Origin of the sequence: uncultured Campylobacter sp. (assembly GCF_937997595.1) — a bacterium.
In the GTDB taxonomy this organism is placed as follows: Bacteria; Campylobacterota; Campylobacteria; order Campylobacterales; family Campylobacteraceae; genus Campylobacter_B.
In genome coordinates, this window is record NZ_CALKTS010000322.1 from 1 (window position 1) to 23,377 (window position 23,377).

A 23,377-nucleotide genomic window follows, 5' to 3' on the forward strand; every position below is an offset into this window, starting at 1 on the left:
CGAAAGTTTGGTTAAAATTTCTAAATTTTACCGCCTTCGTGCGCGAAACTGCGCGAGGAATTTCGTAGATTAAGAGCGTAGAATTTTGGCAGCGAAATTTTAAAATTTAAGCTCTAAATTTACCCGTTTTTAAGCAGGGGGGGGGGTAGCATTATTTTCTAAAAAATTCACCTCAAGGAGTTAAAGATGAAATATGTGCTAAGCGCCGTGCTGGCGGCATTTATTTTAACAGGATGTGGCGAGGACGAAGTAGAGCTCGTGAAAAACTATACTTTGCCTGATTTCAAGTCGATGAGTATCGGCACGGCGATCGAGGGCTCGAAAAAATGCAAAAGTATCGCGTGGAGCAAAGAGGAAAACGGCGGATTAAAGACAGTCAAGATGGTCTGCGACGTGGATATGGAGCGCATGAAAGCAAAGATAGTGCAAGATAAAACCGAGAGCCTTAAATCTTATAAACAAAGAGCATTGGATACATCTTTAAATAATGCTATGATTTATTACAAAAGTAAGGTCTATGATGAGCAAGGCCTGCTTAAGCTAGCAAAAGAACACTGCAAACTCAATGAGGTAAAATTCCAAGAAACATTTAAAACTAAAGGCAAAATAGAATTCGACGATGAAGACAAGATAGTTGATTGTGACGATAAATTAAAAGGGGAATTTCAAAAAGAATATAGCGTTGATTATATTATAGAATATCTTAAGAGAGCCGTCTATTACTCGCAGCTAACAGTAGAGCAATATGATGCAGTTTTTGGACGCAAAAAAGTAGAGTATCCATCAAAAGCTGTTATTGAGCTAAATTTTATCGTGAATGCCGATAAAAGCATAAGTTTGTCGGATAAATTTATGGTGACCGAAGATGTTGCCGATGATATTATTAAAACAAGTTCGTTCACTGGTAAAAGGGTGGCAGAAGACGCCTTAGTAATTTTCTACGAAAGACAATAAGCACCTGATCTCGCGGCTAAATTTGATGAAATTTTAAAATTTAGCCGCCTTTTTTATATCAAAATTTCATTCAAAATTTTACGTGGATTTTAAATTTAAAGCGCGATGCCTTCTCGTCGTCAAGGCTAAATTTAAATTTAGCCTTATTGCGGTGCGCGGGCTGAATTTACGCTGCGCGGAATTTGAAATTTTATTCGGGCACGGATAAGCGAACGAGCCGAGCTTGCGGTTTTAGATAAAATTCCGACCTTGTGCGGACTCTTACGAGATACAAAAGTATGAATTAAAATTCCTGTAAGCAGCGAAAGAGTAGACTATAGCCGAGAGCGCAGGCTGTGGGCTATTAAATTTCTTGCTAGCTAGGCAAAAAGCGTATTCCGCCCGCCGAAACTAGCGACTCGCCGTATTAACCAAAATTGGAAGTTTGTGCCTTTGGGTATAAGTTTCGGCGCCGTTTGCCGACGGAGTATCAACCGAAATCGGCGGTTTTTCCTCGCCGATCAAGCAGGCTTGCTACGGCGTTAATCAAACAGCGAGGGTTGTAGCGATTTGATCTTGTAGCTTGCGCGGTGAAAAGGCGTGAGCCCGTACTGCTCGATCGCCGCGATGTGTGCGCGCGAACCATAGCCTTTGTTTTGCGCGAAACCGTATTGCGGGTAGCGTTGCGCGAGCTCATACATCGTGCGGTCGCGCGTGACCTTGGCGAGGATGCTTGCGGCGCTTACTTCGGCGATTTGCGCGTCGGCTTTTACTAGCGTCTGAAGTCCGCGTACGCCGAAGCTTGCGTTGCCGTCGTAGATGATATGTCCGCTAAAACCCATAAAATACGCGAGAATCTGCTCAAGCGCCGATCTTAGACACGAGCTCAAGCCCGCCTCATCGACCTGTGCACTTGAAATTTCGACGATTTTGTAGCGCGAGTTTTCGATGATCTGAGCGTAGAGCTCCTCGCGGCGCTTCTCGCTTAGCTTTTTGCTATCGGCAAGTCCTGCGATCTCGCGCTGTAGCACGCAACCCGCGACGCAAAGCGGCCCCGCAAGACAGCCGCGCCCGGCCTCGTCGATGCCGCAAATTTGTCCGCTCACTGCGCGTCCTTTCGCACGACGGGCGCGGTCCCGCTTAGCAGGTCGTGCAAATTCAGCCTATCTTTGCGAAAGAAGCAGATCAAAAGCCCGATGACGCTAAAGCCCGCAAACACGAAGCATCCAAAGCGAACTAGTGCCCTAAAGAAGCTTGCTTTGCGTCCGCTGCGAACGTCGATGAGATAAAGCCCCGCGAGTTTGTAGCCCGGCGTCTGGGCGCTGCGAGCGTAAAATGCCGCGCAAATCGCGCCGTACGCGAGCCAGATAAGCGCAATTGCGGCTTGGTTGCGCCACAGAGCCTCTTTCGAGCCCAAGATGAGATAGGTAACGCCGTAGAATAGGGGCATCGCGATGATGAAAAGATCGACGATGAAGGCTTTCACGCGCAGAAAAATCGGTGAAATTTTAGCTTTTTGTTTTGCCATTTTGCTTCGTTTCGGATTAAATTTTAAAATTCCGTCGCGCTAAAGCCGAAGGGTGAAATTTAATCTCGCTGCGGTTTGCTAGCAGCAAATCGGCGCCTAGTTTCCGCGACTGCCGGGCTTGATCGCCTTGCTTCCGGCAGCACAAAGCGGGCAGGTCGCGGGCTCGTAAATTTCAAACTCGAAATTGCCTAGCGCAAAAAACGGCTTATCTGCAGGCAGCTTGGCACCGCCCTTTGCACTGCTGCCCGCTAAATTTGCGACCTTGCAAAATCCGCGATTGGCAAGCGCGGCAAAGCCCACGACCTCTCCGCTGAGGTTTTCGATGAGCCTAGCGCTCTCAAGAGCCGAGCCACCCGTCGTGACGATGTCTTCGCAGACGATAAATCTCTCGCCCTTGCGCACTTCAAAGCCGCGGCGCAGGCTCATCACGCGATCTACGCGCTCAGTAAAGATGAAGCGTTTTTTTGCCGCGCGAGCTAGCTCGTAGCCCGCTAAAATTCCGCCCAGCGCAGGCGAGCAGACGCTATCAAACTCCACGCCCGCTTTTTTGATGATTGTGGCAAGCTCGTCTGCGAGCTGCCCTGCTAGCTTCGGATCTTCAAGTACTTTGGCACTTTGCAGATAGAATTCCGAATGGTTGCCGCTTGAAAGTAGAAAATGCCCTCGCAAATATGCGCCGCAGTCGCGATAGATTTTTTCTATATTCACAGCTCAGACCTTCAAAAGCTCGGCTTCTTTGGCCTTAACTGCGTCGTCAATCTTGGCGGAGTAAGAGTCGGTGATCTTTTGCACCTCGTCATAGCCCTTTTTGGCGTCGTCTTCGGAGATCGCTTTGTCTTTTTCGAGCTTTTTGATCTCGTCGTTAGCGTCTTTGCGGACGTTGCGAATGCCGATTTTGGCCTTCTCGCCCATTGCTTTTGCTTTTTTAGCGTTTTCTTGGCGCTGCTCTACCGTCATCGGCGGGAAAAATAGCTTCACGCTCTCGCCGTCGTTAGTCGGATTGACGCCGATATTCGCCGCTGCGATCGCGCTTTCGATCGCCTTTAGCATCGGTTTTTCCCACGGCGTGATCGAAATCGTTACCGCATCGGTCGAAAGGACGGTCGCGACCTGATTTAGCGGAGTTTGCGAGCCGTAATAATCCACGAAAATATGATCTAGAATCGCCACGCTCACCTTGCCGGTACGTAGCGTCGTAAAGTCCTTTTTCAAAGCCTCTATAGCTCGATCGCCGTTTGCTCTTTGCTCTTTGTAGATAGCTTCTAGCATTCAAATCCTTTAAATAAAATTTGCGAAATTATAGCGTTAAAAAAATAAGAATAGCATTTAAAAGCGCGGATTTTGCGCTTTTAAATTTTAAAATTTAGAGTTTATTTGGTTGTGTTTTGATCTGCGGAAGCGACGCTGGTATTGGTATCACTTGATGCTTGCGACCGAGTAGGCGCACTAGCTGCGGTGGTACCGGTAGCAGGAACTGTGGGCGCTTCGATTTTCGTATCCGTTGCATTGGTCTCGCCGCTAATTATGGAATTTGATTCGGTGCTTGCCGGAGCGAAATTAGGCTTTGCGCCTGAAGCTGGGATGGATGGCACGCCAGGAACGGCGTTTGGCACGGATTTAGTAGCATTCGCTTCGATCTTGACGCGATCGACTACGGAAGATTTAGCATCTTGCTGATAGAAATACGCAAGCACAAGTGTATTTATCACGAATAAAATTCCCATTGCAGCGGTAAATTTAGCCAAAAACCCCGCAGGCCCCTTCGCTCCGAATAAGCTTTCGTTGCTTCCGCTGTATGCGCCAAGCCCAATAGAAGAGCTTTTTTGCAGCAGGACGGAGATCGTAATTATCACGGCGAAGACGACTTGTAAAACCAAAAATAACGTAGTCACTATAAAAACCTTTTGAAAAAATTGAATTCGCGATTATAATAAAAGATTTATAAATTTTAAGTTAAGAGTGCACCGCACGAAGCGGTGCATAGAATTTAGTCTCTGCTTGCGCCGAAAATTCTTAGCAGCGAAAGGAAGAGGTTGTAGATGTTTAGATACATATCTACGGCAGCCATTATCGGTGAAGTGTAGGTGCCGTTTATAATATTTTTAGTATCGTAGATGATATACATCGAAAAGATTAAAGCCGAAAAAGCTGAAATCGCTATATCAAGCACGGTGCTTTTGAAAAAGAAGTAGTTCAAAAGGCTTAGCACGATAATAGCCACAAGCGATACCAATAGCGGCTTACCCCAAGAGTCGAAATTTGTCTTTGTATTCATCGCATAAACGGTAAGAGCACCGAAAGTAATCGCCGTAGCCACAAACGCATGCGTTACCACATCTCCAGCGCCTGCTGCGATATAAATAGCGATCAATTTACCTAGAGTAAGACCGGTAATAAAGGTAAATGCAAAAAGCAAAACCAGCGCAATCGTGTTGGCGCCGCGATTTACAGCTGCTTGCATACCGAAGATCAGCCCCATTAAAAGCACTAGATATAAAAATGGATGAATAGCCAAGCTCACGCCGAAGCTCATCGCCACAAAAGCCCCTGCCGCTGCAGCTATCATCGAAGCGGTTAGAAGCGCGTAGGTTTGTTTAATGGTCTGAGAGATTCGTCCTTGTTCCAGTGACGCGTCCGATAGCTCGTAGCCGTCCGCGTAATTTCGTCTGTCGTATAGACTCATATTTTTCTCCTTCTTTTGATTTATGAGCGGGGAGTTTAGCGAAAATTTGGTAAATATATCATTAAAAATTCCCAGAATTCTATCTATTTATGAAAGTAATATATAATTCCCGACTTTTTTAAGGAGAAAGTATGCCTAGCCAGTTAATAAATGGAGCTATTAAATTTATGGAAGAAAATTTTGCCGAGCATGCCGAGCTTTTCGGAAGTCTGGCAAATCATCAAAAGCCCCATACGCTTTTTATCGGCTGCTCCGACTCGCGCGTGGTGCCAAGTTTAATTACCTCGACGCTTCCGGGAGAGCTTTTCGTCGTGAGAAATATCGCAAACGTCGTTCCTCCATACCGCATTAGCGAGGAATTTTTAGCAACTACTTCGGCGATTGAATACGCGCTATATTCGCTAAATATCAAAAATATCATCGTTTGCGGGCACAGCAACTGCGGGGGCTGCGCGGCGCTGTTTTATGACGCAAAAAAGCTTGAAAAAATTCCAAACGTAAGGCGCTGGCTAAATTTAATGCAGCCTGTAAAAGACGAGGTCGAAAAGCTCAAAGATCTCGGCGCCGACAAGCGCGAGTGGATCACCGAGCGATTAAATATTATAAATTCCATGCAAAATTTACTTAGCTTTCCTGGCATCAAAGACGCCTACAAAAACGGCGAGATTAAAATTTACGGCTGGCACTACGTCATCGAAACGGGCGAGCTATTCAACTACGACGACGAAGGCGCGCATTTTACGCTATTAAATAAGGGAATGGATTATGAAAAAATCTATAATCAGCTTTTTAACGATTAGTCTTTTTAGCGCCGTTTTAGCGTTTGCAGACCTCAACACGACCGGCGAGGGAAGCTTTGTAGAGACGAATTCTTCTACTCCAGAGGCAAATCTTACTTTAGAAAACAACAAAACCGAGATCAAAAAGGAAGTCGCTAAAATTTTATCCAAATCCCTCGGTGCAGAGGATGGCAATAAAACTGAAGTAATAAATATGATCGCAGAAAAGGTCGCTAAAACGGAGACTTCGCAGAAAAAAGCTCCTAACGGCGAGACGCTTATCTCTGTAATCAAAGAGATTAAAAAGCTAAATTTGCAGCGCAGCTCCCTGCTTAACGGCGGCGATGCCAACGCGAGCAAAAACGAATTGGACGCCATCGATCGCAATAAAGCTAAGCTCTTTGATCGCTTACCTTTCGCGATTACGCAGCAGGATATGGATATCGAAAGCATAATGTCGTATGCGCAAAATAAAAAGAACATCCAAACTACGCTAAAAAAATACGCCAAAAAGCAGAGCTCTCCCGAATACGTAAATGCAAGCGCGGATTTAGAAAAGATGGAAATGGCAGAGATCTTTTATACCTCGCTTATGAAAATTGAGGATATGTTTGTAAACGGCGCAAGCAGAAGCGCGCTTGAAAGCGAGCTGAGTAGTACGCTACTAAATATCCAAACTAGGGATTTTAGCAAACTTAATGATTTGAAAAATAATCTAAGCAGTCAAGAGCAGATAGACGCCTTAGAGTCTAAAATCAACGATTTGAAAAACGACAAGCAGACCTACGACGAGGTGCTTACGTATCTGTCGCGAAATAGCGATCTACTCGCAAGTAGTGTGGTTTTTACGAGCTTAAATTTTAAATCTGTGATTGATTATATCAACGATAAAATTCCGTTTAAGCTCAGCCACGTAAATTTCGGCAAGCTCATTTTGATCACGCTGATTACGCTATTTTTCTACTCGCTTCGCAGGCTGCTTGCCAACATCATCTATTTCGTATTTAAATTCTTTAATAAAAGCTTTTCGCTGGATAGCGAAACTCTAAAAACGCAAGTAGTGGGCATTATCAAGCGTCCGATGGGTATTTTGCTGATCGCTTATTCGGTCGATATCTGTCTTAGTATTTTTTATTATCCGGCGCCTGTGCCGATAAAATTTGCAAATTTATTCTCGATCGTTTACGTGGTGCTTTGGGCATGGCTCATCATCGAAATCATCGATGGTTACGGCATTATTGTGCTTGGAAACATCACGAAAAAAGGCGTCAGAAAAGATATCATAAATCTAGTCGTTAAAATTCTATATGTCATCGTAATCATCATCGCCGTGCTTTTGGTGCTAAAGCGTCTGGGCTTTGACATCTCAGCGCTTATGGCATCTCTTGGAATCGGCGGACTTGCGATCGCGTTTGCGACCAAGGACATCATCGCAAATTTCTTCTCATCCGTGATGCTATTGTTTGATAACTCGTTCTCGCAAGGAGATTGGGTCGTATTAGGAGACATAGAAGGAAACGTCGTAGAAACGGGCTTTAGAAAGACGACGATCAGAACCTTTGATAACGCTCTTGTTTTTGTGCCGAATTCCAACATAATGGCGCAAAATATCAAAAACTGGAGCCGCAGGAAGGTAGGACGGAATTTAAAGCTTACCGTGGGCGTCGAATATGGTGCGAGCACGGCTCAACTGCGAAAGTGCGTAAACGACATCAAAGAGATGCTAAAATCTCACCCGGGCATCGCTCAATCTGCCGATACAGCGCTAAATTCCAAAGATTTTCGTATGCGCTATAGGCAAAACATGGTCTCTATTGACGATTTAGCGGGCTATAAAAGCACTATGTTTGTGGCGCTAGATAGCTTTGGCGATTCGTCTATTAATATTTTAGTTTACTGCTTCACAAAAACCGTAATATGGGCAAATTTTATTCAAACGAAAGAGGATGTTTTATTTAAAATAATGGAGATCGTAGAGCAAAACGGACTATCGTTTGCCTTCCCATCGCAGAGCGTTTATATCGAAAATATCCCGGAAATAGCAAGCGAATGCGTAAAATCAAAAGTAAATTCCAACGACAAAGGAGAGCAAAATGGCTGATTTCGATGACTTCGAAGACGAAGAGTTCGATGAGGACGAATACGAGGACGATGATCTAATCGGAGGCGACGAGAGTTACAACTACAACTACGACGAGGATGATTACAGCTACGAAGACGACGACGGTTTCAACGATTATAGCGATTTGGACAGCGAGGATTATTAGTGTTTAGATCCAGGGCGCTGCCTTTTGATCCGCGCGCGAATAAAATCGCGAGCTTGCAGAGTTTGAAATTTCACCACGGCGGGCTTTGCGAGGACTACGTCTCCACCCTAAATCGAGACATTGCGGACACGCCGATACAAAACGCGGATCTTTTTACGATCATCACGCAGTCGTTCAAGGACACGCGCGGCGAGGAGTGCGAGTTTTCGCAAATTTCAAAGCTTTATAAAATTTGCCTAGGTTTTAGCCGTATTTTTAACAACGCCTCTGAAATTTACAACCACGATTTTTACTTCGACTGTATCGCGCAACCAAGCGAGCCTAGCGGTGAGCTAGCGGACGCTTTAGCGCAGGCTTTCGGCGGGATGGAAAATTTTAAAAGCGAGTTTTTAAAGCGCGCGATGGGGCTTTTCGGTAGCGGCTGGTGCTGGCTCGTATGCGACGAGCGCGGCGCAAATTTAGAAATCATCACGACGCAAAACGCGGATACGCCGATCGTGCGTGGTAAAATTCCGCTTTTAGCCTGCGATCTTTGGGAGCACGCCTACTACGTAGATTATCAAAATGCGCGTAAATCCTACGTGGAGAGCTTCTTGCGTTTTGCGGACTTTGGCTTTGCAAGCGACGCCTACTTCCAGGCGAAAAAGCAAGGACTTGACTCCGTAAAGCTCTACATCAGCGAGCTTCACCCCGCCGCATCTTCGCGCTGCGATTGCGGCTGCTGCGGGTAGATTTGGGCTTTCGTTACACAGCTTCGAGTGCTGCATTTTCGGCTCTCTATGACCGCCGCGCGCTAAATTTCAAATGGCTACGTCTTTCAATGCCTGTATTTTGCCGCACGAATACTGCGCTATACGGCCTGTAGTGCTCTGAGAGCGCTCCCGGCTTGCCGCGCTCTAAATTTACGTAAATTTGATTTTGAACCCATTTGGCGTCCACGGATTAAAATTTAAGATTTTTAATTTGAAGTTTGCTTGACTATAGTTCACCGCTCGTTACGCGCCAAATTCCGAGTGCTTCTCCTTTTCAGCGCTTATATCTTGTGCGCAAATACCGCGTTGCACGGACTCCTATACGAAATTTAGCTCTATCTGGCTCTGCTTTCTTAAAATTTTTGCCACCCACGCATTGAAATTTAACGCTACGAGCGAGCATCTTGCAAAATTTTAAAGTTGCAATAAGCCCATGAAATTTTCATACCGAAATAAGCAGCGCATTCTTTGCTTCCGTAATTATATAGAGAGGCACTCTCTGCCTCCCTGCTTTGTTCACCCATGCCCTATTCGTAAAATTTTGTTTAATAAAGCGGTTAGTAAATTTTAAAATATCAGCCAGCTAAAATTCTGCCGCGCTAAAGGCAAGGTTGCAGTAGATTTGAAATTTACGCCCTAATAGCGCGGCTTGCGAACCGCGGTCTAAATTTAACAAAATTTGATCATCAAATTTTACTTTTTAGCAGTTGAAATTTTTAGCGCCGTTTCAGCTTGAAATTCTACTTTAAATTTTAAAATTTGTGTCGCGCCAAAGTTAGCTCGTCATGCCGAAAAAAAGAGCCGCATCGAAAGCCAAGTTATGCCACGCCGGACGCACCCGCACACTACGTGCACCAAAATATGGCACGGAATTTTAATCGCATCAGCTCAAATCGCGCGACGAGCTGCGCTGCACGAAACCTCGTTAATTAAAGCGCCAAGCCGTATTCGCGCGCCGCATAAAGCCGCCCGGCGTAGAATTTTACTCGTTTAAATGCAACACGCCGCTCTACAAATACAAAACTACATCATTTAAAGGCGGCACTTGACGGCGCGGTATATGCAGCCGAAAAACAAAAGCACAAGGCTGCGTTCGATTAAAATTTTAAGCCGCACTTCAAAAATAAAGCCATGCTCGCTCGAAGCGCAAAGTCGCGTCTGTTTAAAGTGCCGCCGCGTCCTAATCAAAATTTATCCGAGACGTGAAGCCGCACTTCAAAACGCAAAATCTCGCTCGCTTAAAACACAAAGCCGTGAGCGCTGAAAATGCAAACCCGCGTCGTTAAAACGTAAAGCTGCGCCTACTCAAAATTTTAAACCTTTTTAAAATTCCAAACCCGCTTAAAATTTTAAAATTTAGCCCGCCTTACTCTCTTGCGAGCCCGTTTTTATCGGATTTGTCGCTGATTAGCTTGCCGCTTTCGTCGTATTTTTTGGCGCGCACGAGCCTGCCGCGCTCAAACTCGCCCTCGGCTTAGAGCTTTCCGTCTGCGTAGTAGTGCTTCGCCGTGCCCGTCTCCAGGCCATCCTTGAACGTCACTCTAGCCTTGAGCGCGCCGTTTGCGTAGTATTGCTTACTCGTGCCCGTTTGCTTGCCGCGCTCAAACTCGTATTCGCCCTGCAGCGCGCCGCCCCCGTAGTATTCGCGCACGGCGCCGTCGCGCTCGCCGTCTTTAAAATTTTCGACTACGCGCGTCTTGCCGTCCTCGTAAAACAACTTCTAAACGCCCTGTTTACGGTCGTCCTTGTATGCACCCGTCTGCCTTAGTGCGCCGTTTGCGTGATACCATTTCTCTACGCCTTGCCGCTTGCCCTCTTTATAGCTGCGCATACCGCGCACTTTGCCGCTTTTGTAATAATCCACGTCCTTGCCGTTTCGCAGCCCGCCCTTATACGGATGGCGCGCGCTTACTTCGCCGCTTTCGTAGTAGTCGGTGAAAACGCCCTCGCGCCTGTCCGCTTTATACGCGCCCTGCTGCTTTAGCTTGCCGCTTCCCTGATAATACAGCTTGTAAAAACCCTCGCGCTTGCCGGCTTTGTATTCGCTCTGCGATCTCAGCTCGCCGCCGTCCGCGTAGTAGCTCTTCGCGACGCCGTCGTACAGGCCGTTTTTTAGCGGATATTCGTTTGAGGGCTTATCTCTGCCGTCAAAGTAATCGCGCTCGCGCACCGCAGTGCCATCCTTTACGTCGATCTCGCGAATTGGCGTGGGCGGTAGCGGCTTTGCTCTGGGATAGACGACGCCCATAAAATTTACGTCGTAGAGATCCTCGGCGCTGTAGTGCAGCACCTTGAGTGTCCCGCTATAGGGCTTGTCCGCTACGAAATACAGACCGTTTTTTAGGACCGGCTCGGGCTGCATTACGATTTTTGGCTCCAGAGCTTGCCCGCCCAGCGCCAAAAGCGGAAGCAGAAAGATGAATTTTAATTTTTGAGTTAAACCTGATAAATTTAGCGGAATCCTCATATTTTTTACTTCCTTGTTTTAAAGCTTACTTCGATTATTCTCATTTTAATATAGATATGGTTATTTAAAGCCTCTTGAATTATGAATAATTTATTTTACATCGCGAGATGACATTATCAAATTAAGCACTTCAAATAAATATTCAGAAAAGCAATTCGTTTGAAAATTTATAGGAACTTTTTCATTGTTATTACTGCCAAAATAAGTTATACCGGTCGTTGACAAAATTCCTATTTGTATAAATTTATTAATTGCTATATATTCACAATCGTCATCTGTTATTAATGGGCTATTTGGTTTATTTTTAATTAGATCATAAAAATATATAAAATCTAAATCACTTAGAGAATTTATATTGGCAAGTAGTGCATGTTCGTAATAATCAAGCTTACCATTTTGTAATAACTTACCATATAATTTTGCTAATATTTTTGCGTGTAAGTCATAAGTTGATAGTCTAGCCTTTTCCAATAAATCAAAAAGAATATTGATATTATCGCTACTTATATTCTCATAAAATTTACTATTCTTTTCATCGTTTAATTCTTTCTCTTCATGAACAAAATCGTTTAATCTAATTTTAAATCTTTCATATATAAACCTATGTACAAAATGTGAAGCTAATTCGACCTTTGATTTATATAAGGTAGATACTGCGGCAATAATAAGAGCAGAACCATTTTTTTTAGCCAAATCAACAACTTTACCCACGTTATACGATAAATTACTCATACTATTCCTTGTTTATCAACAGATATTACAATTATACCTTATAAACCATTAGATGTATCTTCCAACCATATACTAAATTTTATGTAAAGACTATTTACAATCAAATTTTATAGACATTAAATTTAACCCTCCTTTAGCGCTTCGGCTACTATCCTCCACTCGCGCACTAGCCTTTCAAAATTAAAATTTGCGTTTGCGGGGCTTGTGGATGGCAGCTTGATGGGCTCTTTGCCGGTTGCGTTTAAAATTTGAGTTTCTAGATGTTTTTCGCAGATTTCATGCGCCTTGCCGCCGTTGGCGAACACCTGCACGATGCGCGTGCCGCTAAAGATCGGCTCTAAATTTGCAGGCACGACGGCGGTCATTTTGGCGTCGCTCGAACCCTTTATCTCGCAGCAGATCGCAGCGTCGTAGATGGCGATGCCGCGGGCGAGTAGGAATTTTATCTTTTCCTCCGTGCTCGCAGGCGGCGGCGCGTTTAAAATTTGCGCCAGCACGCGCCAGAAGCGATTTTGCGGATTTGCGTAGTAAAAGCCCAGCTTGCGAGAGGGGGCGGAGGGAAAGGAGCCGAGGATTAAAATTTTAGAATTCTCATCGAAAATCGGCTTAAAAGGGTGAGTTTGGCTCATTTTGTACCTGCTTTGTATTCGCCAAAAACGCCCGCCGGAGCGCCATAAAATTTATCTTTCATTTTCGCTTTATCTCTCGTAAATTTCGCAATTTCGCCCGCGAAGCAACTTGGAGCTGAAGTTACGCGGCGGCAAAGATTTTAGCGCACTCGCTGTATAGCGGCGTGCGGTAAAATTTTGATCAGTCTGCTACGGCGTGCGATTTGAGTTTAAATTTCAACTTTTCAAACTTCGAAGCCGAACTTCGCAGCCAAATTTAACGTCTCGCAGCGGCAAAATTTTAACCCTTGCGGCAGTTAAATTCCGTCTGCCCTCGCAATCGCCTCTGAACCGCTGTGCGCTAAATTTTAGGTACCGAGATTACGCGCACGAGCTTGCCTTTTTTGAGCTCTTTGACCTCTAGCGGCGCGACTAGCAGGACGCTATCGTCGTCTAAATTGTTCAAAATCGCGCTGGAGCCCTGCTTTTTGCTTTGTAGGCTAACAAAAAGTCGCCCGTCTCTGTTTTGCAAGAGCGCAGGCATAAACTCCAGCCACGGCGTCTTTTTTACATAGTCGTGATCTAAGATCGCGCTAAATTCCGTGTTTTCGCGCACACCGAAGGATTTTTGCAAATATACGCGCAGAAACAAAATGCACGTAATGAGCGCCGAGAGCGGGAAGCCCGGGAACGCGAAGATATATTTTTCGCCGGTTTTGGCTACGCGCACGTGGCGGCCCGGTTTGATCGCCGCACCCTTTACGATGAGCTCAAATTTTGATTTTAGCGTGCTTTGCACGAAGTCGTAGTCTCCGACGCTCACTCCGCCGCTAGTTAGAAGTATGTCGGCGCTCTGTAAAGCCGATAGGATCGCGCCTTCTAGCTCTTTTTCGTCGTCGCGCGCGATCGGCATTATCATCGCTTCGCAGCCTAGTTGCGTTACTAAATTTGCAAGCGCGATGTGGTTGGAGCTGTAAATTTGAGCGTCGTTTTCGAGCCTTTCGCCCAGATCCTTGATCTCGCTGCCGGTGGCTAGGATCGCTACTTTTGGGCGGATGAATACGCTTATGTGAAATAGCCCCAGCTCGGCTAGCAGCGCGATCTGCGAAAAGCCGAGCTTTGTGCCGCTTCTAAGCAAAAGCTCGCCCTCGCGGTAGCTCTCGCCCGCTGCGCGCACGGCAAAGCCTGCGGAAACAGGCTTTGTGACGACGATTTCACTGCCTTGTACCTGTACGTTTTCAATCGGCAGAAGCGTGTCGCTACCCTCGCACATGAGCCCGCCCGTGAAGGTTTTGACGCACTCGCCCGCCTTTGCCGCGGCGCTAGGCATCTTGCCCGCAGGCGTCGTGCCGACGATCTTAAATTTAGCCCCCTCGCTTAGATCCGCGCCCTTTAGCGCGTAGCCGTCCATCGCGGCGGTCGGGCGGCGCGGAGTGCTAAAAGGCGCCGCGACGTCGCTTGCTAAAATACGCCCTAGCGCCTGAGTGATCGCGACCTTCTCGATGCGCGATGACTTTTGCACCGTATTTGCGAAGCGCTCCATCGCACTTTCAAATTTTTCAAATTCCATCATTTGCCTCCTACGATTTTATAAATTTGATCTTCATTTATCAGTTTCGAGTTAAATTTCACAACGAGTTCGCCATCGGTCTCGTAAATTTCAATAATGCCCTTTACACCCTGTAGTGCGGAAAAATCGCCGCCTTTAGGAAAGTATAAATTCTTAAAAAGTTTTGGATCGCTCAGCCTAGAAAGTAGCACAAGCCAGATCACACCCAAAACCGCGACGCCAATGCCTAGCGCTTCAATGCCGATTTTGCCAAAAAGTGCGCCGCCGCATAGCCCGCCCAAAAAACTGCCAAAAAATCCGAACGAATTAAAAATCCCAAGTGCGGCGCCTTTTTGAGCGACTTTGGCAAATTTGGACGCAAGGCTTTGCATAATGGGCTCATGCGCGTTAAATCCCACGAAAAAGAGCATCACACCCACCACGAAAGCGCTCGCCCCGCTAGCAAACGCAAAAATCAAATACGAAGCGATAAAAAAGCAAATGCCGATGAGTAAAATTTGCTTAGCCAGTGCGCGTTTCTCGCCTAAAGCACCGCTCGCACCCATCGCAGTAAAGCCAAAGACCGCGCCTAGAGCATAAATTTTAGTCAAATCACTTTTGGAAAGTCCGAATTTTTGCACGAGCAAAATTGGAATTAGAAAAAACGCTGCCGTCATGAAAGCTTTTTGAAAAAAATTCGTTAAATTCATAAGCATTAAATTTTTATCACTTAAAAGTGAGCCGAGTGGGACCTTTTGGCGCAGGGAGCGGATATGCGGTTCGGTAGGTACTACGAAAAAAAGCAGCACCAAACATAAAAGCGTAAGTGCTGAACTTAGATGAAATAGGCTGGCAAGTCCAAATTTGGCACTTAAAAGCGGACTTAAAATCATTGCTACGCCAAAGCTCACGCCTATCATCGCGCCCATTACCGCCATCGCCTTACCGCGCTCTTCCTCTCGCGTAAAATCGCTAATTAGTGCGGTAGCTACGGCTCCTACAGCACCGCAGCCTTGCAAAAAGCGCCCAAAAATCATCGTATAAATGCTCTCACTCGCCGCGCAAACGCAAGCGCCCACGATAAAAAGCGCCAGCCCTATAGCAAGGGTTTTCTTACGTCCGATCTTATCGCTTAGCACTCCAAATGGCGTTTGCAAAATCACTTGCATAATCGCATAAATTCCAAAAAGTAGCCCCACTAGGCTTTCGTTTGCGCCGTGCAAGCTCAATGCATACAGGCTAAGCACGGGCAGCAAAATAAATAATCCAAAAAACCTCGTAGCGATGATAAAACTAAGCGGAAGGACGCTTTTTAGCATAATCTTAGACCTCAAATAATATGAAATTTGCGCCGATTATAGCCAAAAATCGTAACGAATTCTTTGATTTTGGGTAAAATGGCGGCTTAAATTTAAGGAGCGAGGATGAAAATTTTACTTGCGACGAGCAACAAAAATAAAGTAAAAGAGATAAAAGAATTTTTCACGGAATACGACGTGTGCGCGCTCGGCGAGGTGCTGGATCCTTTTGAGATCGACGAGTGCGGCACGAGCTTCAAACAAAACGCACTTATCAAAGTTCGCGCAGTGCATGAGGCGCTAAAAAGTAAAAATTTGCAGAGCGAATTTTTCGTGCTAAGCGATGATAGCGGCATCTGCGTAGATGCGCTGGGCGGGGCTCCGGGGATATTTTCGGCGCGCTTTAGCGGAGCGGGTGCAACGGATGCGAGCAATCGCGAGAAATTAGCCGCTAGCCTACGCGCGCTGGAGCTAGAGGAGAGCCCTGCGCATTACACCGCGGCGATCGCGCTAAAATGCGCTCTGGGCGAGTTTTGTACGCACGGCTTCATGCACGGCACGGCGATAACGCAGCAGCGGGGGCAAAACGGCTTCGGATACGATTTTATGTTTATTCCGCGCGGATTTGACCGCACAATCGGAGAGCTGCCCGCTGAGGTGAAATTTAAAATTTCGCACCGCACGAAGGGGCTGGCGCTGATGCGAATTTTATTGAAAAATTTAGAAAAACAGATGAGACTTGCTAAATTTCATTAAATTTAGAGCCGTAAAAAGCGGAATTTAAGAAAAAATATATATAATACGCTTTTCATTCAATCCACGAAAATCTACGGAGCGTAGCGCAGGCTGGTAGCGCATCTGGTTTGGGACCAGAGGGTCGAAGGTTCGAATCCTTTCGCTCCGACCATTGTGGTGAGTTTAGCTCAGTAGGTTAGAGCATCAGATTGTGGTCCTGAGGGTCGTGGGTTCGATTCCCACAACTCACCCCACTTTATGCGCTCGTAGCTCAATTGGATAGAGCAACAGACTTCGGATCTGTAGGTTGAAGGTTCGACTCCTTTCGAGCGTACCACTGATTTGATATTTTGCGCTCATAGCTCAGTTGGATAGAGCAACGGCCTTCTAAGCCGTAGGCCAGAGGTTCGAATCCTCTTGGGCGTACCATATTAAGCTCATATTAAGAGCTTTTTGGCTAATATGCGCTTTCTTTTTTGCGGATGTGGTGAAATTGGCAGACACACCAGACTTAGGATCTGGCGCCTCACGGCATGAAGGTTCAAGTCCTTTCATCCGCACCATCCATTCTACGCGTTCCGGATTAGCTCAGCGGTAGAGTAGGCGGCTGTTAACCGCTTGGTCGCTGGTTCGAATCCAGCATCCGGAGCCATATATACTCAAAAATTCCTTTGACCCCCGATTTTATCGATGTTTAAAGAGCTTTAAGTTTTCTTAGTTTTATAAAAATTTGTTCCAGAAATTTTTTAATATTCTAATTTCTCGTTATGCTTTCTAAGCAATCTAGAATACCTTTTATAAAATTTAAAATTCTCATTTTGTAAATAAATTTGATAAAATTTAGCCATTTATTGATTATAATCAATTTTTTTGCCTAAATAAAATCTTAAAATTACCAACTAAATTTTTTATAAAGGATTTCTATGAGCGACAATCTAGAGATGTTCTGTCATCAGTGCCAAATGAGCGCGCCCGAGGGCTGCGGCGCCAAAGGTCAAGACCGCGGCACCTGCGGTAAAACCTCCACGCTGGCGTTACTTCAAGACACTATGGTTTTCGGGCTTAAGGGCCTTAGCGCCTACCGCCACCACGCGCACGAGCTCGGCGCCGATACTAGCGCAGTCGATACCGTTATGGCGGATACGCTGTATTTCACACTGACGAACTCAAATTTTAACTTTGACGAGCATATCGCGCAGCTGATGGCCGTCGGAAGCGCGGGCGTGCAGATGATGGATATTTTAAGCGAGGCGCATACCGCAAAATTCGGCGTACCGACCCCAGTTAAAGTTAGCCAAAACAAAGTCGAGGGCAAGGCGATTTTGGTCAGCGGACACAACCTACACGCTCTTGAGGCGCTGCTAAAAGCGACCGAAGGCAAAGGCATCAATATCTACACCCACTCCGAGATGCTTCCTGCGCACGGCTATCCGCAGCTTCGCAAGTATCCGCACCTAAAGGGCAACGTCGGCAAGGCGTGGTTTGATCAGACCAAGCTTTTTAACGAATTTAAGGGCGCGATTTTGATGACCACCAACTGCATCGTGCCGCTTCGCTCGTCCTGTAGCTACGCGGACAGGCTCTTTGGCTACTCTATCGCGGGCACCGACGGGATCAAGCATATCCAAAACGACGATTTTACGCCGCTCATCGAGTGCGCGCTTGCGTGCGGCGACGTGAGCATGGACAGCGACGAGAGCTTGGTGACGGGCGGACACTATAAGACCATTTTGAGCCTTGCGCCGCAAATTTTAGACGCGATCAAATCGGGCAAAATCCGCCGCTTTTTCGTCATCGCAGGCTGCGACGCGCCGGGCAAGGGACGCGAGTATTACCGCGAGCTAGCGCTTAGCCTGCCGAAGGACTGCGTGATTTTGACCTCCAGCTGCGGCAAATTCCGCTTCAACGACGTGGATTTCGGAAGCGTCCCGGGCACCGAGCTTCCGCGCTATATCGACCTTGGTCAGTGCAACGACAGCAACGGTGCGGTTAAGATCGCCTTAGCGCTTAGCGAGGCTACGGGCATCGCGGTAAACGACCTGCCGGTCTCGATCGTGCTGATGTGGATGGAGCAAAAGGCGGTCATCATCCTGCTTGCGCTGTTTAGCCTAGGCGTTAAGAATATCAACGTGGGCCCTACGGTGCCTGAGTTTTTCAACGACGAAATTTTGGGCTTTTTGGTGCAAAATTTCGGCCTTCGCCTAATCAGCGGCGACGCGCAGGCGGATCTGAAATACTTCCTGGGCGAATAAATTTTATAGCGAGGCAAATCGGGTAAATTTAAAATTCGGCAAAGCTCCGTTTTAAATTTACCCTTTATACGCCGCTTTTAGCGGAGCTAGCCGATCCACTCCGCGGTTATTTTGCGCCGACGCTCATATTTAAATTTTACGACTATGCCGTTCTTCTTAATTTAAATTTTAAAATCATATAATCTCGCCAAATGATTAGAAAAATTTAATTAAGTGCTTTTTTACACATTCAAATTCCAATCGTCTTTGCTATTACAATCCTTCTTTTTCTGTGCAAGTATTTATATCTTATCCGCATCGCTTCCGCTTATAGTAATCCTATGGTGTGCCTCATTGATGCTTGATATTGCATAAAATTTTCCGTATTATCTCATTTTTCGCTATCAGATATTGCAATTTAGTGCCGTTAAAATTTTAAATAAATATAGTATTTTCACAGGATTTTTAATCGGGATTTAAATACGGATTTTAATCTAAATTTTACTCATAAATTTTGAAATTATTTTATAAGTGCATGGCGCACGGCTTGTGGGAATAAAATTTTAAGCAGATTTTGTACGAAATTTCAAAATGCAGCTCAAACTCGCAAGCAGATAAATTCGCTGTAGCATTGCGTTTAGAATTCCGCGCTATCGATAAATTTCGCATCTTTACTTCGGTGCAAATTTTAAAATTCTATGTAGGAGATAAAATTATAAGCCGTGCAATGCATGAATTTTAAAATTCCGCATCGCCTATAAAATTCCATGTCCCACACGACACATAAATTTTGAAATTTTAAAATTTCACGCCGCAGATAAAATTTAGGAATTTCCTTTTGCGGTAAAATTTTAAAGCTCTGCCACAAATCCTCTGTCCGCGCGGCGAGTTTCAAATCCATCTAGAACTTAGATTTTCCTCACCAGCTCAGGGATTATCGCTTCGAAATCGACCCCTTCGTAGTCCTTACGCTCCTCGTCGCTCATCGTCTCTTTGATCGTGCTGACGACGAAATCTGCAGCGATACGGACCGCCGTTTCCAGGGACTTACCGCGCATTGTTGCGCCGAAGGCTACGGCTGCGAAAATATCGCCGGTACCGTTAAATTTAACCGGCAGTAGCTCGTGAAAATACTCGTTCGTCCTGCCCGTGCGCGCATCGTAGCTGAAAACCCCGCACTGATCGGCGATGTAGCCAATGCCTTTTAAAATAACCTGCCTAGCGCCCAGCTCTCGAAGCCTTGCAAGCAGATCCATGATAAAATCCCTATCTGCGTCCTCACGGTACGGCACGCCTGTAATCGCGCAGGCCTCGGTGATATTGGGCGTGATGACGTCGGCCTTGGCGCACAGAAGCGCCATCATACGAGCAAAATCCTCGTTAAAGCCCGGATAAAATACGCCGTTATCGCCCATACAAGGATCGACCAAAATAGTCTTGCCAGCGCCGCCGAAGCTCGCAAATAGCTCGCTCATAATCTCGATCTGTGCCGCCGAGCCCAAAAAGCCCGTGTAGATGCCGTCAAATACCACTCCGCGGTCTTTCCAGTGCGCCATGATCGCGCGTATTTGAGAGCTTAGATCGCAAAAGGTGTAGCCCGAAAAGCCCGTATGCATCGATAAAACCGCCGTAGGGATCACGCTCGTGCTCATCCCCATCGCGCTTAGTATCGGTAAGGCGACGGTCAGCGAAACCTTGCCCACGCAGGATATATCTTGAACGGTAAGAACTTTTTTCATCACAATTCCTAAAATTTTTGGCTCTATTTTACCGCTATTTATATTAAAAAGGCGAATTTAAATAAAATTTACTCTACGAATAGTCTAAATTTATATTATTTTTGGCGTTTTTCCGCTAAATTTTATCTCGGGTTCGCCGTAAATTCGGCGCTCAAAAATCAAAAAAGGCAAAAAATGATAACCGCAAAGGCTCTTTACGCATCCGCTCGCCTTAGATCGCTGCCTCTTAGCGTCTCGGGCGTACTGCTCGGCAGCGGTGCGGCATACGGCGCGGGCGTATTTAGAGCGGATATTTTCGCGCTGGCGCTGCTTACGACGCTTCTGTTTCAGGTGCTAAGCGATTACGCTAACGACTATGGCGACGAGGTAAAAGGCACCGACGACGAGGGCAGACTGGGGCCGCGCCGCGCGATCCAAACGGGACAGATGAGTGCCGAGCAGATGAAGCGCGTCATCGTCGCTACGGCGCTGCTTTCGGCACTTTGCAGCCTCGCGCTAAGCGTTTTGGCATTCGGCGAGCGGTTTTATCTTGTGATGCTATTTTTGGCGCTGGGCGGCGCGTCGATATACGCCGCGATCCGCTACACCGTGGGCGCCGGCGCATACGGCTATAAGGGGCTTGGCGACGTTTTCGTGTTTTTGTTTTTTGGACTTTTGAGCGTGCTGGGTTCGTACTTTTTATACGCGCGTTCGCTCGATGCGGCGCTGCTGCTGCCTGCGTGTGCGTGCGGGATGCTAAGCACGGCGGTGCTAAATTTAAATAATATGCGCGACGTGCAAAACGACGCGCTCAAAGGCAAGCGCACGATCCCCGTGCGTATCGGACTGCGCGCAGCCAAGCGCTATCACTACGCGCTGATCGCGGGTGGTGCGGGGCTAATGCTTTGCTACTCGCTTTTGCGCGGAGATTCAGGCGTAAAACTACTCTACATAGCTAGCTTTGTGCCGCTTGTGTGGCATCTATTTTTCGTCTTAAAAGTGCGGGAATGCCGCGACTTCGACGGACAGCTAAAGGTAGTCGCACTCTGCACGTTTGCGATGTCTGCGCTATTTTTCGTCGGGGAAATTTTAGGCTAAATTTAAATGTCGCGCAGATAAAATTTACGTCGGTACCGCAGCAAAGTCCTCTCGCGCAAAAGCGCTTTGTGCGAGTTCTCCTAATCTTGCAATCAACCTGCTTGTCGCACAGCAAAGCGTCTGCGGCAAGCTCGCTCAATGAAAACGTCCATAGCATATCTCTGTCCGCCTGATGGCTACCGCAATAAAATTTAAGGGGGCAAACTCCAGGTCTCCGCGCCGTCTTGTATCGTTAAATTAAGCGAGCAATACCGCTCTTAAGTCTATGCAAGCCCCGTCACACCACGCTTTAATTGCCGTTTTGACGGCGAGTTGCCCGCCTTTTGCGTCAAATTTAAAAACTAGAGCATTAATTCTACAAAAGGCCCGCGTGTTTGGCGCGGTGGGCTTTGTGCTTATTGCACGGCGGCAGTTCGCACCGCAAACGCTGCTTTAGCCCTACTTTTGAGCCCTCGCGCCACTAAAATTTTACTAAATTTTACGCACCGCTTTTTTGAAACGATGCTTGCAAAACCATGTCTTTCTGCACATAGCCCCTTAAAATTCGAAGCAATCTTGCACGCTGTTTAGAACTTCGCGGTCGCAATATCCGCCGTTTTGCTCGCAAAAGTCCAAAACCGCCGCTTCATTCGACGCGCGGCGAGCTCGCAAAAACTCCAACGTGAGCCTATGCGTGCCGTCGCAGCCACGATGCGCCAAGCCCTAGCCCAAGAACTCAAATAGCCGCTCAAACTCCGCCCTACTCATAGGCAGGCTTTTTTCAAATGCATCTCGCTGCCGCTGCGCCGCGAGCTTTTTGAGTTCCTTTTTTCTGGATTTTTCCACTCTTTCTCCTTTGCTGCGCCGCCTTGCCGCACGGATATCCTTTGGGCGCATTAACCTCATACCTATCGTCCCCTGCCCCAAGCGGCATGCAAATTTCATCCAAACCGTGCGCTCCTCGTCTATACCGAAATAACGCTTATTAATTTTTAGCAGAGCAAAATTATAACAAAAGCAGAGCGCGAAATCGCAAATCCGATGATTAAATTTTATCTAGAATAAAGAGCTATGTTTTCGGCTAAATTTTGCCGTACCGAGGGATAAAATTTAGCAAATTCGGATGAAATTCTATCGAGTAGATGTGTAGAATTTGACCATAAACCAAAACAAAAGCAGCCGCGCCCAAAACGCGACCGCTAAATTTTAAAATTTTACTTCTCAAACGCCTTTTCTAGGCTAAACGGAAACGCCTGATAGCCCATCGCGTTGGTCATTTTGATTTCGATTGACGGCTCTTTTGCGCCCCATTCAAACTCGTTGATATGCGGGCTAGGTACGCCTACCGGGCGACCTTTGGCGATGTCAAACTGCATACCCGCGACCGCCGAGTAAACCATCACGCTATCTAGGTCGTCTTGATACTGCGCTAGCGAAGTAACCGAGCTGTACCACTCGCTGCCGCGCTGTTTGCCGTATTCCCAGACTTGCTCGACGGTTTTAGCTTTTTCGTCGATTTTATAGACGACCGCGCGGGAGTATTTCATACCCGCCATCGCAGGCTGCTCCATGCCGCGTGTGTCGCCGTTATCAAAGACGGTGAGATACACTACGCCCTTTTTGGACTTGCTGTCGATACGGAATGCCGTATGCTGCGTCCACTGCCAGTCAAATCCGCCCTTCTCGCTCTCATATCCCGGGCATTTTGAGTACTCGTCCTCGCAGACGATTTTTTTGCCGTCTTTATCCACCGGCTGGAGCAGGAATCCCTTAAACTGATCCTTCCAGCCTTTGTGCGCGCCCATTATCCATTTGATCTTTTTGTCGCGGCCGATCTTGATGACGGCGTCTTGGTGGCGACTGGAGATGATGATACTATCGTCGCTTGGATCATAATCCACGCTATTTACGTGCGCCCAGTTGCGTCCAGGGCCCGAGCCCACGATGTCGCCCCATTTTTCGTTCGTATCCATCGCGGCTAGCTCGTCCGAGCTAGCGGTGTGGCCTGCCTTGCTAGCGT

26 protein-coding genes and 6 tRNA genes are annotated in these 23,377 nt (G+C 46.7%); 14 read left to right on the forward strand and 18 right to left on the reverse strand.

The window, feature by feature from the left end; translation table 11 throughout:
• Positions 1-186: 186 nt before the first annotated feature.
• Positions 187-954: a hypothetical protein gene (locus tag Q0614_RS10905; RefSeq protein WP_298788688.1), complete on the forward strand. Its 768-nt coding sequence runs from the start codon at positions 187-189 to the stop codon at positions 952-954.
• Positions 955-1,475: 521 nt separating this feature from the next.
• Here the strand turns inward: Q0614_RS10905 and Q0614_RS10910 are convergent.
• From Q0614_RS10910 to Q0614_RS10935, 6 genes are all read right to left on the reverse strand, one after another.
• A complete protein-coding gene (locus tag Q0614_RS10910) occupies positions 1,476-2,039 on the reverse strand; it encodes a ribonuclease HII (RefSeq protein ID WP_298788689.1) in 564 nt (187 codons plus the stop codon).
• Positions 2,036-2,461, reverse strand: a complete 426-nt coding sequence (locus Q0614_RS10915) for an RDD family protein (RefSeq protein ID WP_298788690.1) — start codon at positions 2,459-2,461, stop codon at positions 2,036-2,038. Before Q0614_RS10915 ends, Q0614_RS10910 begins: the two co-directional genes overlap by 4 nt.
• A 96-nt stretch (positions 2,462-2,557) precedes the next feature.
• On the reverse strand, positions 2,558-3,169 hold the full coding sequence (gene pyrE, locus Q0614_RS10920; RefSeq protein WP_298788691.1) for an orotate phosphoribosyltransferase: 612 nt from the start codon (positions 3,167-3,169) through the stop codon (positions 2,558-2,560).
• A gap of 3 nt (positions 3,170-3,172) precedes the next feature.
• Positions 3,173-3,730 (reverse strand): ribosome recycling factor, encoded by a 558-nt coding sequence (frr, locus tag Q0614_RS10925; RefSeq protein WP_297880081.1) that lies wholly within the window; start codon positions 3,728-3,730, stop codon positions 3,173-3,175.
• 101 nt (positions 3,731-3,831) lie between these two features.
• Positions 3,832-4,353: a preprotein translocase subunit SecG gene (secG, locus tag Q0614_RS10930; protein ID WP_298788692.1), complete on the reverse strand. Its 522-nt coding sequence runs from the start codon at positions 4,351-4,353 to the stop codon at positions 3,832-3,834.
• A gap of 95 nt (positions 4,354-4,448) precedes the next feature.
• A complete protein-coding gene (locus Q0614_RS10935; RefSeq protein WP_005870935.1) occupies positions 4,449-5,144 on the reverse strand; it encodes a Bax inhibitor-1/YccA family protein in 696 nt (231 codons plus the stop codon).
• 131 nt (positions 5,145-5,275) lie between these two features.
• Here Q0614_RS10935 and Q0614_RS10940 point away from each other — a divergent pair, with 131 nt between their 5' ends.
• From Q0614_RS10940 to Q0614_RS10955, 4 genes are read left to right on the forward strand one after another with little or no spacing between them, the layout of a single operon-like run.
• Positions 5,276-5,944, forward strand: a complete 669-nt coding sequence (locus Q0614_RS10940) for a carbonic anhydrase (protein ID WP_297943776.1) — start codon at positions 5,276-5,278, stop codon at positions 5,942-5,944.
• Positions 5,910-8,024 carry a mechanosensitive ion channel family protein gene (locus Q0614_RS10945; protein WP_298788694.1) on the forward strand — a complete coding sequence of 705 codons (2,115 nt, stop codon included), beginning with the start codon at positions 5,910-5,912 and terminating at the stop codon, positions 8,022-8,024. The genes Q0614_RS10940 and Q0614_RS10945 overlap by 35 nt, the downstream gene beginning before the upstream one ends.
• Positions 8,017-8,190, forward strand: a complete 174-nt coding sequence (locus Q0614_RS10950; RefSeq protein ID WP_005870938.1) for a hypothetical protein — start codon at positions 8,017-8,019, stop codon at positions 8,188-8,190. The genes Q0614_RS10945 and Q0614_RS10950 overlap by 8 nt, the downstream gene beginning before the upstream one ends.
• Positions 8,190-8,921: a superoxide dismutase gene (locus Q0614_RS10955; protein WP_298788696.1), complete on the forward strand. Its 732-nt coding sequence runs from the start codon at positions 8,190-8,192 to the stop codon at positions 8,919-8,921. The genes Q0614_RS10950 and Q0614_RS10955 overlap by 1 nt, the downstream gene beginning before the upstream one ends.
• 1,495 nt (positions 8,922-10,416) lie before the next feature.
• Here Q0614_RS10955 and Q0614_RS10960 read toward each other — a convergent pair.
• The 6 genes from Q0614_RS10960 to Q0614_RS10985 all read right to left on the reverse strand — a co-directional run bounded on the left by Q0614_RS10960 (position 10,417) and on the right by Q0614_RS10985 (position 15,617).
• Positions 10,417-10,659 (reverse strand): hypothetical protein, encoded by a 243-nt coding sequence (locus tag Q0614_RS10960; RefSeq protein ID WP_298788698.1) that lies wholly within the window; start codon positions 10,657-10,659, stop codon positions 10,417-10,419.
• A gap of 3 nt (positions 10,660-10,662) precedes the next feature.
• Positions 10,663-11,409 (reverse strand): toxin-antitoxin system YwqK family antitoxin, encoded by a 747-nt coding sequence (locus tag Q0614_RS10965; RefSeq protein ID WP_298788700.1) that lies wholly within the window; start codon positions 11,407-11,409, stop codon positions 10,663-10,665.
• Positions 11,410-11,499: 90 nt separating this feature from the next.
• On the reverse strand, positions 11,500-12,141 hold the full coding sequence (locus Q0614_RS10970) for a hypothetical protein (RefSeq protein WP_298788701.1): 642 nt from the start codon (positions 12,139-12,141) through the stop codon (positions 11,500-11,502).
• Positions 12,142-12,263: 122 nt separating this feature from the next.
• Positions 12,264-12,770, reverse strand: coding sequence for a DNA-deoxyinosine glycosylase (locus Q0614_RS10975; RefSeq protein WP_298788703.1), 507 nt, complete (start codon positions 12,768-12,770; stop codon positions 12,264-12,266).
• A gap of 340 nt (positions 12,771-13,110) precedes the next feature.
• Complete coding sequence (locus Q0614_RS10980; protein WP_298788705.1) at positions 13,111-14,322, reverse strand: molybdopterin molybdotransferase MoeA; 1,212 nt, start codon at positions 14,320-14,322, stop codon at positions 13,111-13,113.
• A complete protein-coding gene (locus Q0614_RS10985) occupies positions 14,319-15,617 on the reverse strand; it encodes an MFS transporter (protein ID WP_298788706.1) in 1,299 nt (432 codons plus the stop codon). The genes Q0614_RS10980 and Q0614_RS10985 overlap by 4 nt, the downstream gene beginning before the upstream one ends.
• A 105-nt stretch (positions 15,618-15,722) precedes the next feature.
• On the opposite strand from Q0614_RS10985, the gene Q0614_RS10990 reads away from it, so the two are divergent.
• The 8 genes from Q0614_RS10990 to hcp all read left to right on the forward strand — a co-directional run bounded on the left by Q0614_RS10990 (position 15,723) and on the right by hcp (position 18,583).
• A complete protein-coding gene (locus tag Q0614_RS10990; RefSeq protein ID WP_298788707.1) occupies positions 15,723-16,352 on the forward strand; it encodes a non-canonical purine NTP pyrophosphatase in 630 nt (209 codons plus the stop codon).
• 74 nt (positions 16,353-16,426) lie between these two features.
• Positions 16,427-16,503 (forward strand) — tRNA-Pro (locus Q0614_RS10995).
• 5 nt (positions 16,504-16,508) lie between these two features.
• Positions 16,509-16,585: transfer RNA gene (locus tag Q0614_RS11000), tRNA-His, on the forward strand.
• Positions 16,586-16,591: 6 nt separating this feature from the next.
• Positions 16,592-16,668, forward strand: a tRNA-Arg gene (locus tag Q0614_RS11005).
• A gap of 15 nt (positions 16,669-16,683) precedes the next feature.
• A tRNA-Arg gene (locus Q0614_RS11010) sits at positions 16,684-16,760 on the forward strand.
• 49 nt (positions 16,761-16,809) lie between these two features.
• Positions 16,810-16,894, forward strand: a tRNA-Leu gene (locus Q0614_RS11015).
• Positions 16,895-16,908: 14 nt separating this feature from the next.
• A tRNA-Asn gene (locus tag Q0614_RS11020) sits at positions 16,909-16,983 on the forward strand.
• A gap of 271 nt (positions 16,984-17,254) precedes the next feature.
• Entirely contained in the window at positions 17,255-18,583 is a 1,329-nt protein-coding gene (gene hcp / locus Q0614_RS11025; RefSeq protein WP_298788708.1) for a hydroxylamine reductase, read from the forward strand.
• Between the two features lie 667 nt (positions 18,584-19,250).
• Here the strand turns inward: hcp and Q0614_RS11030 are convergent.
• Both Q0614_RS11030 and Q0614_RS11035 read right to left on the reverse strand, forming a co-directional pair.
• Positions 19,251-19,463 (reverse strand): hypothetical protein, encoded by a 213-nt coding sequence (locus Q0614_RS11030; protein ID WP_298788710.1) that lies wholly within the window; start codon positions 19,461-19,463, stop codon positions 19,251-19,253.
• Between the two features lie 7 nt (positions 19,464-19,470).
• Complete coding sequence (locus Q0614_RS11035; protein ID WP_298788711.1) at positions 19,471-20,301, reverse strand: pyridoxamine kinase; 831 nt, start codon at positions 20,299-20,301, stop codon at positions 19,471-19,473.
• A gap of 174 nt (positions 20,302-20,475) precedes the next feature.
• Between Q0614_RS11035 and menA the strand changes: the two genes are divergently transcribed.
• Complete coding sequence (menA, locus tag Q0614_RS11040) at positions 20,476-21,378, forward strand: 1,4-dihydroxy-2-naphthoate octaprenyltransferase (RefSeq protein ID WP_298788712.1); 903 nt, start codon at positions 20,476-20,478, stop codon at positions 21,376-21,378.
• A 537-nt stretch (positions 21,379-21,915) separates the two neighbouring features.
• On the opposite strand, the gene Q0614_RS11045 is transcribed toward menA, so the two are convergent.
• The 4 genes from Q0614_RS11045 to Q0614_RS11060 form a co-directional block, all read right to left on the reverse strand.
• Complete coding sequence (locus Q0614_RS11045) at positions 21,916-22,077, reverse strand: DUF2695 domain-containing protein (protein WP_298788713.1); 162 nt, start codon at positions 22,075-22,077, stop codon at positions 21,916-21,918.
• Between the two features lie 3 nt (positions 22,078-22,080).
• Complete coding sequence (locus Q0614_RS11050) at positions 22,081-22,203, reverse strand: hypothetical protein (protein ID WP_298788714.1); 123 nt, start codon at positions 22,201-22,203, stop codon at positions 22,081-22,083.
• A 235-nt stretch (positions 22,204-22,438) separates the two neighbouring features.
• The gene (locus Q0614_RS11055; protein ID WP_298788715.1) at positions 22,439-22,582 is read right to left on the reverse strand and encodes a hypothetical protein; all 144 of its coding nucleotides are present in this window, start codon (positions 22,580-22,582) and stop codon (positions 22,439-22,441) included.
• The coding region (locus tag Q0614_RS11060) for an aryl-sulfate sulfotransferase (protein WP_298788716.1) at positions 22,572-23,377 on the reverse strand (806 nt) is incomplete at its 5' end. The genes Q0614_RS11055 and Q0614_RS11060, both read right to left, overlap by 11 nt.

What these genes read in the sequence shown, in the direction of transcription:
- Q0614_RS10905 (WP_298788688.1), top strand. Translation starts at nt 187, where the DNA reads ATGAAATATGTGCTAAGCGCCGTGCTGGCGGCATTTATTTTAACAGGA.
- Q0614_RS10915 (WP_298788690.1), bottom strand. Translation starts at nt 2,461, where the DNA reads ATGGCAAAACAAAAAGCTAAAATTTCACCGATTTTTCTGCGCGTGAAA.
- frr (WP_297880081.1), bottom strand. Translation starts at nt 3,730, where the DNA reads ATGCTAGAAGCTATCTACAAAGAGCAAAGAGCAAACGGCGATCGAGCT.
- Q0614_RS10935 (WP_005870935.1), bottom strand. Translation starts at nt 5,144, where the DNA reads ATGAGTCTATACGACAGACGAAATTACGCGGACGGCTACGAGCTATCG.
- Q0614_RS10940 (WP_297943776.1), top strand. Translation starts at nt 5,276, where the DNA reads ATGCCTAGCCAGTTAATAAATGGAGCTATTAAATTTATGGAAGAAAAT.
- Q0614_RS10945 (WP_298788694.1), top strand. Translation starts at nt 5,910, where the DNA reads ATGAAAAAATCTATAATCAGCTTTTTAACGATTAGTCTTTTTAGCGCC.
- Q0614_RS10950 (WP_005870938.1), top strand. Translation starts at nt 8,017, where the DNA reads ATGGCTGATTTCGATGACTTCGAAGACGAAGAGTTCGATGAGGACGAA.
- Q0614_RS10965 (WP_298788700.1), bottom strand. Translation starts at nt 11,409, where the DNA reads ATGAGGATTCCGCTAAATTTATCAGGTTTAACTCAAAAATTAAAATTC.
- Q0614_RS10970 (WP_298788701.1), bottom strand. Translation starts at nt 12,141, where the DNA reads ATGAGTAATTTATCGTATAACGTGGGTAAAGTTGTTGATTTGGCTAAA.
- Q0614_RS10975 (WP_298788703.1), bottom strand. Translation starts at nt 12,770, where the DNA reads ATGAGCCAAACTCACCCTTTTAAGCCGATTTTCGATGAGAATTCTAAA.
- Q0614_RS10980 (WP_298788705.1), bottom strand. Translation starts at nt 14,322, where the DNA reads ATGATGGAATTTGAAAAATTTGAAAGTGCGATGGAGCGCTTCGCAAAT.
- Q0614_RS10985 (WP_298788706.1), bottom strand. Translation starts at nt 15,617, where the DNA reads ATGCTAAAAAGCGTCCTTCCGCTTAGTTTTATCATCGCTACGAGGTTT.
- Q0614_RS10990 (WP_298788707.1), top strand. Translation starts at nt 15,723, where the DNA reads ATGAAAATTTTACTTGCGACGAGCAACAAAAATAAAGTAAAAGAGATA.
- hcp (WP_298788708.1), top strand. Translation starts at nt 17,255, where the DNA reads ATGAGCGACAATCTAGAGATGTTCTGTCATCAGTGCCAAATGAGCGCG.
- Q0614_RS11030 (WP_298788710.1), bottom strand. Translation starts at nt 19,463, where the DNA reads ATGGATTTGAAACTCGCCGCGCGGACAGAGGATTTGTGGCAGAGCTTT.
- Q0614_RS11035 (WP_298788711.1), bottom strand. Translation starts at nt 20,301, where the DNA reads ATGAAAAAAGTTCTTACCGTTCAAGATATATCCTGCGTGGGCAAGGTT.
- menA (WP_298788712.1), top strand. Translation starts at nt 20,476, where the DNA reads ATGATAACCGCAAAGGCTCTTTACGCATCCGCTCGCCTTAGATCGCTG.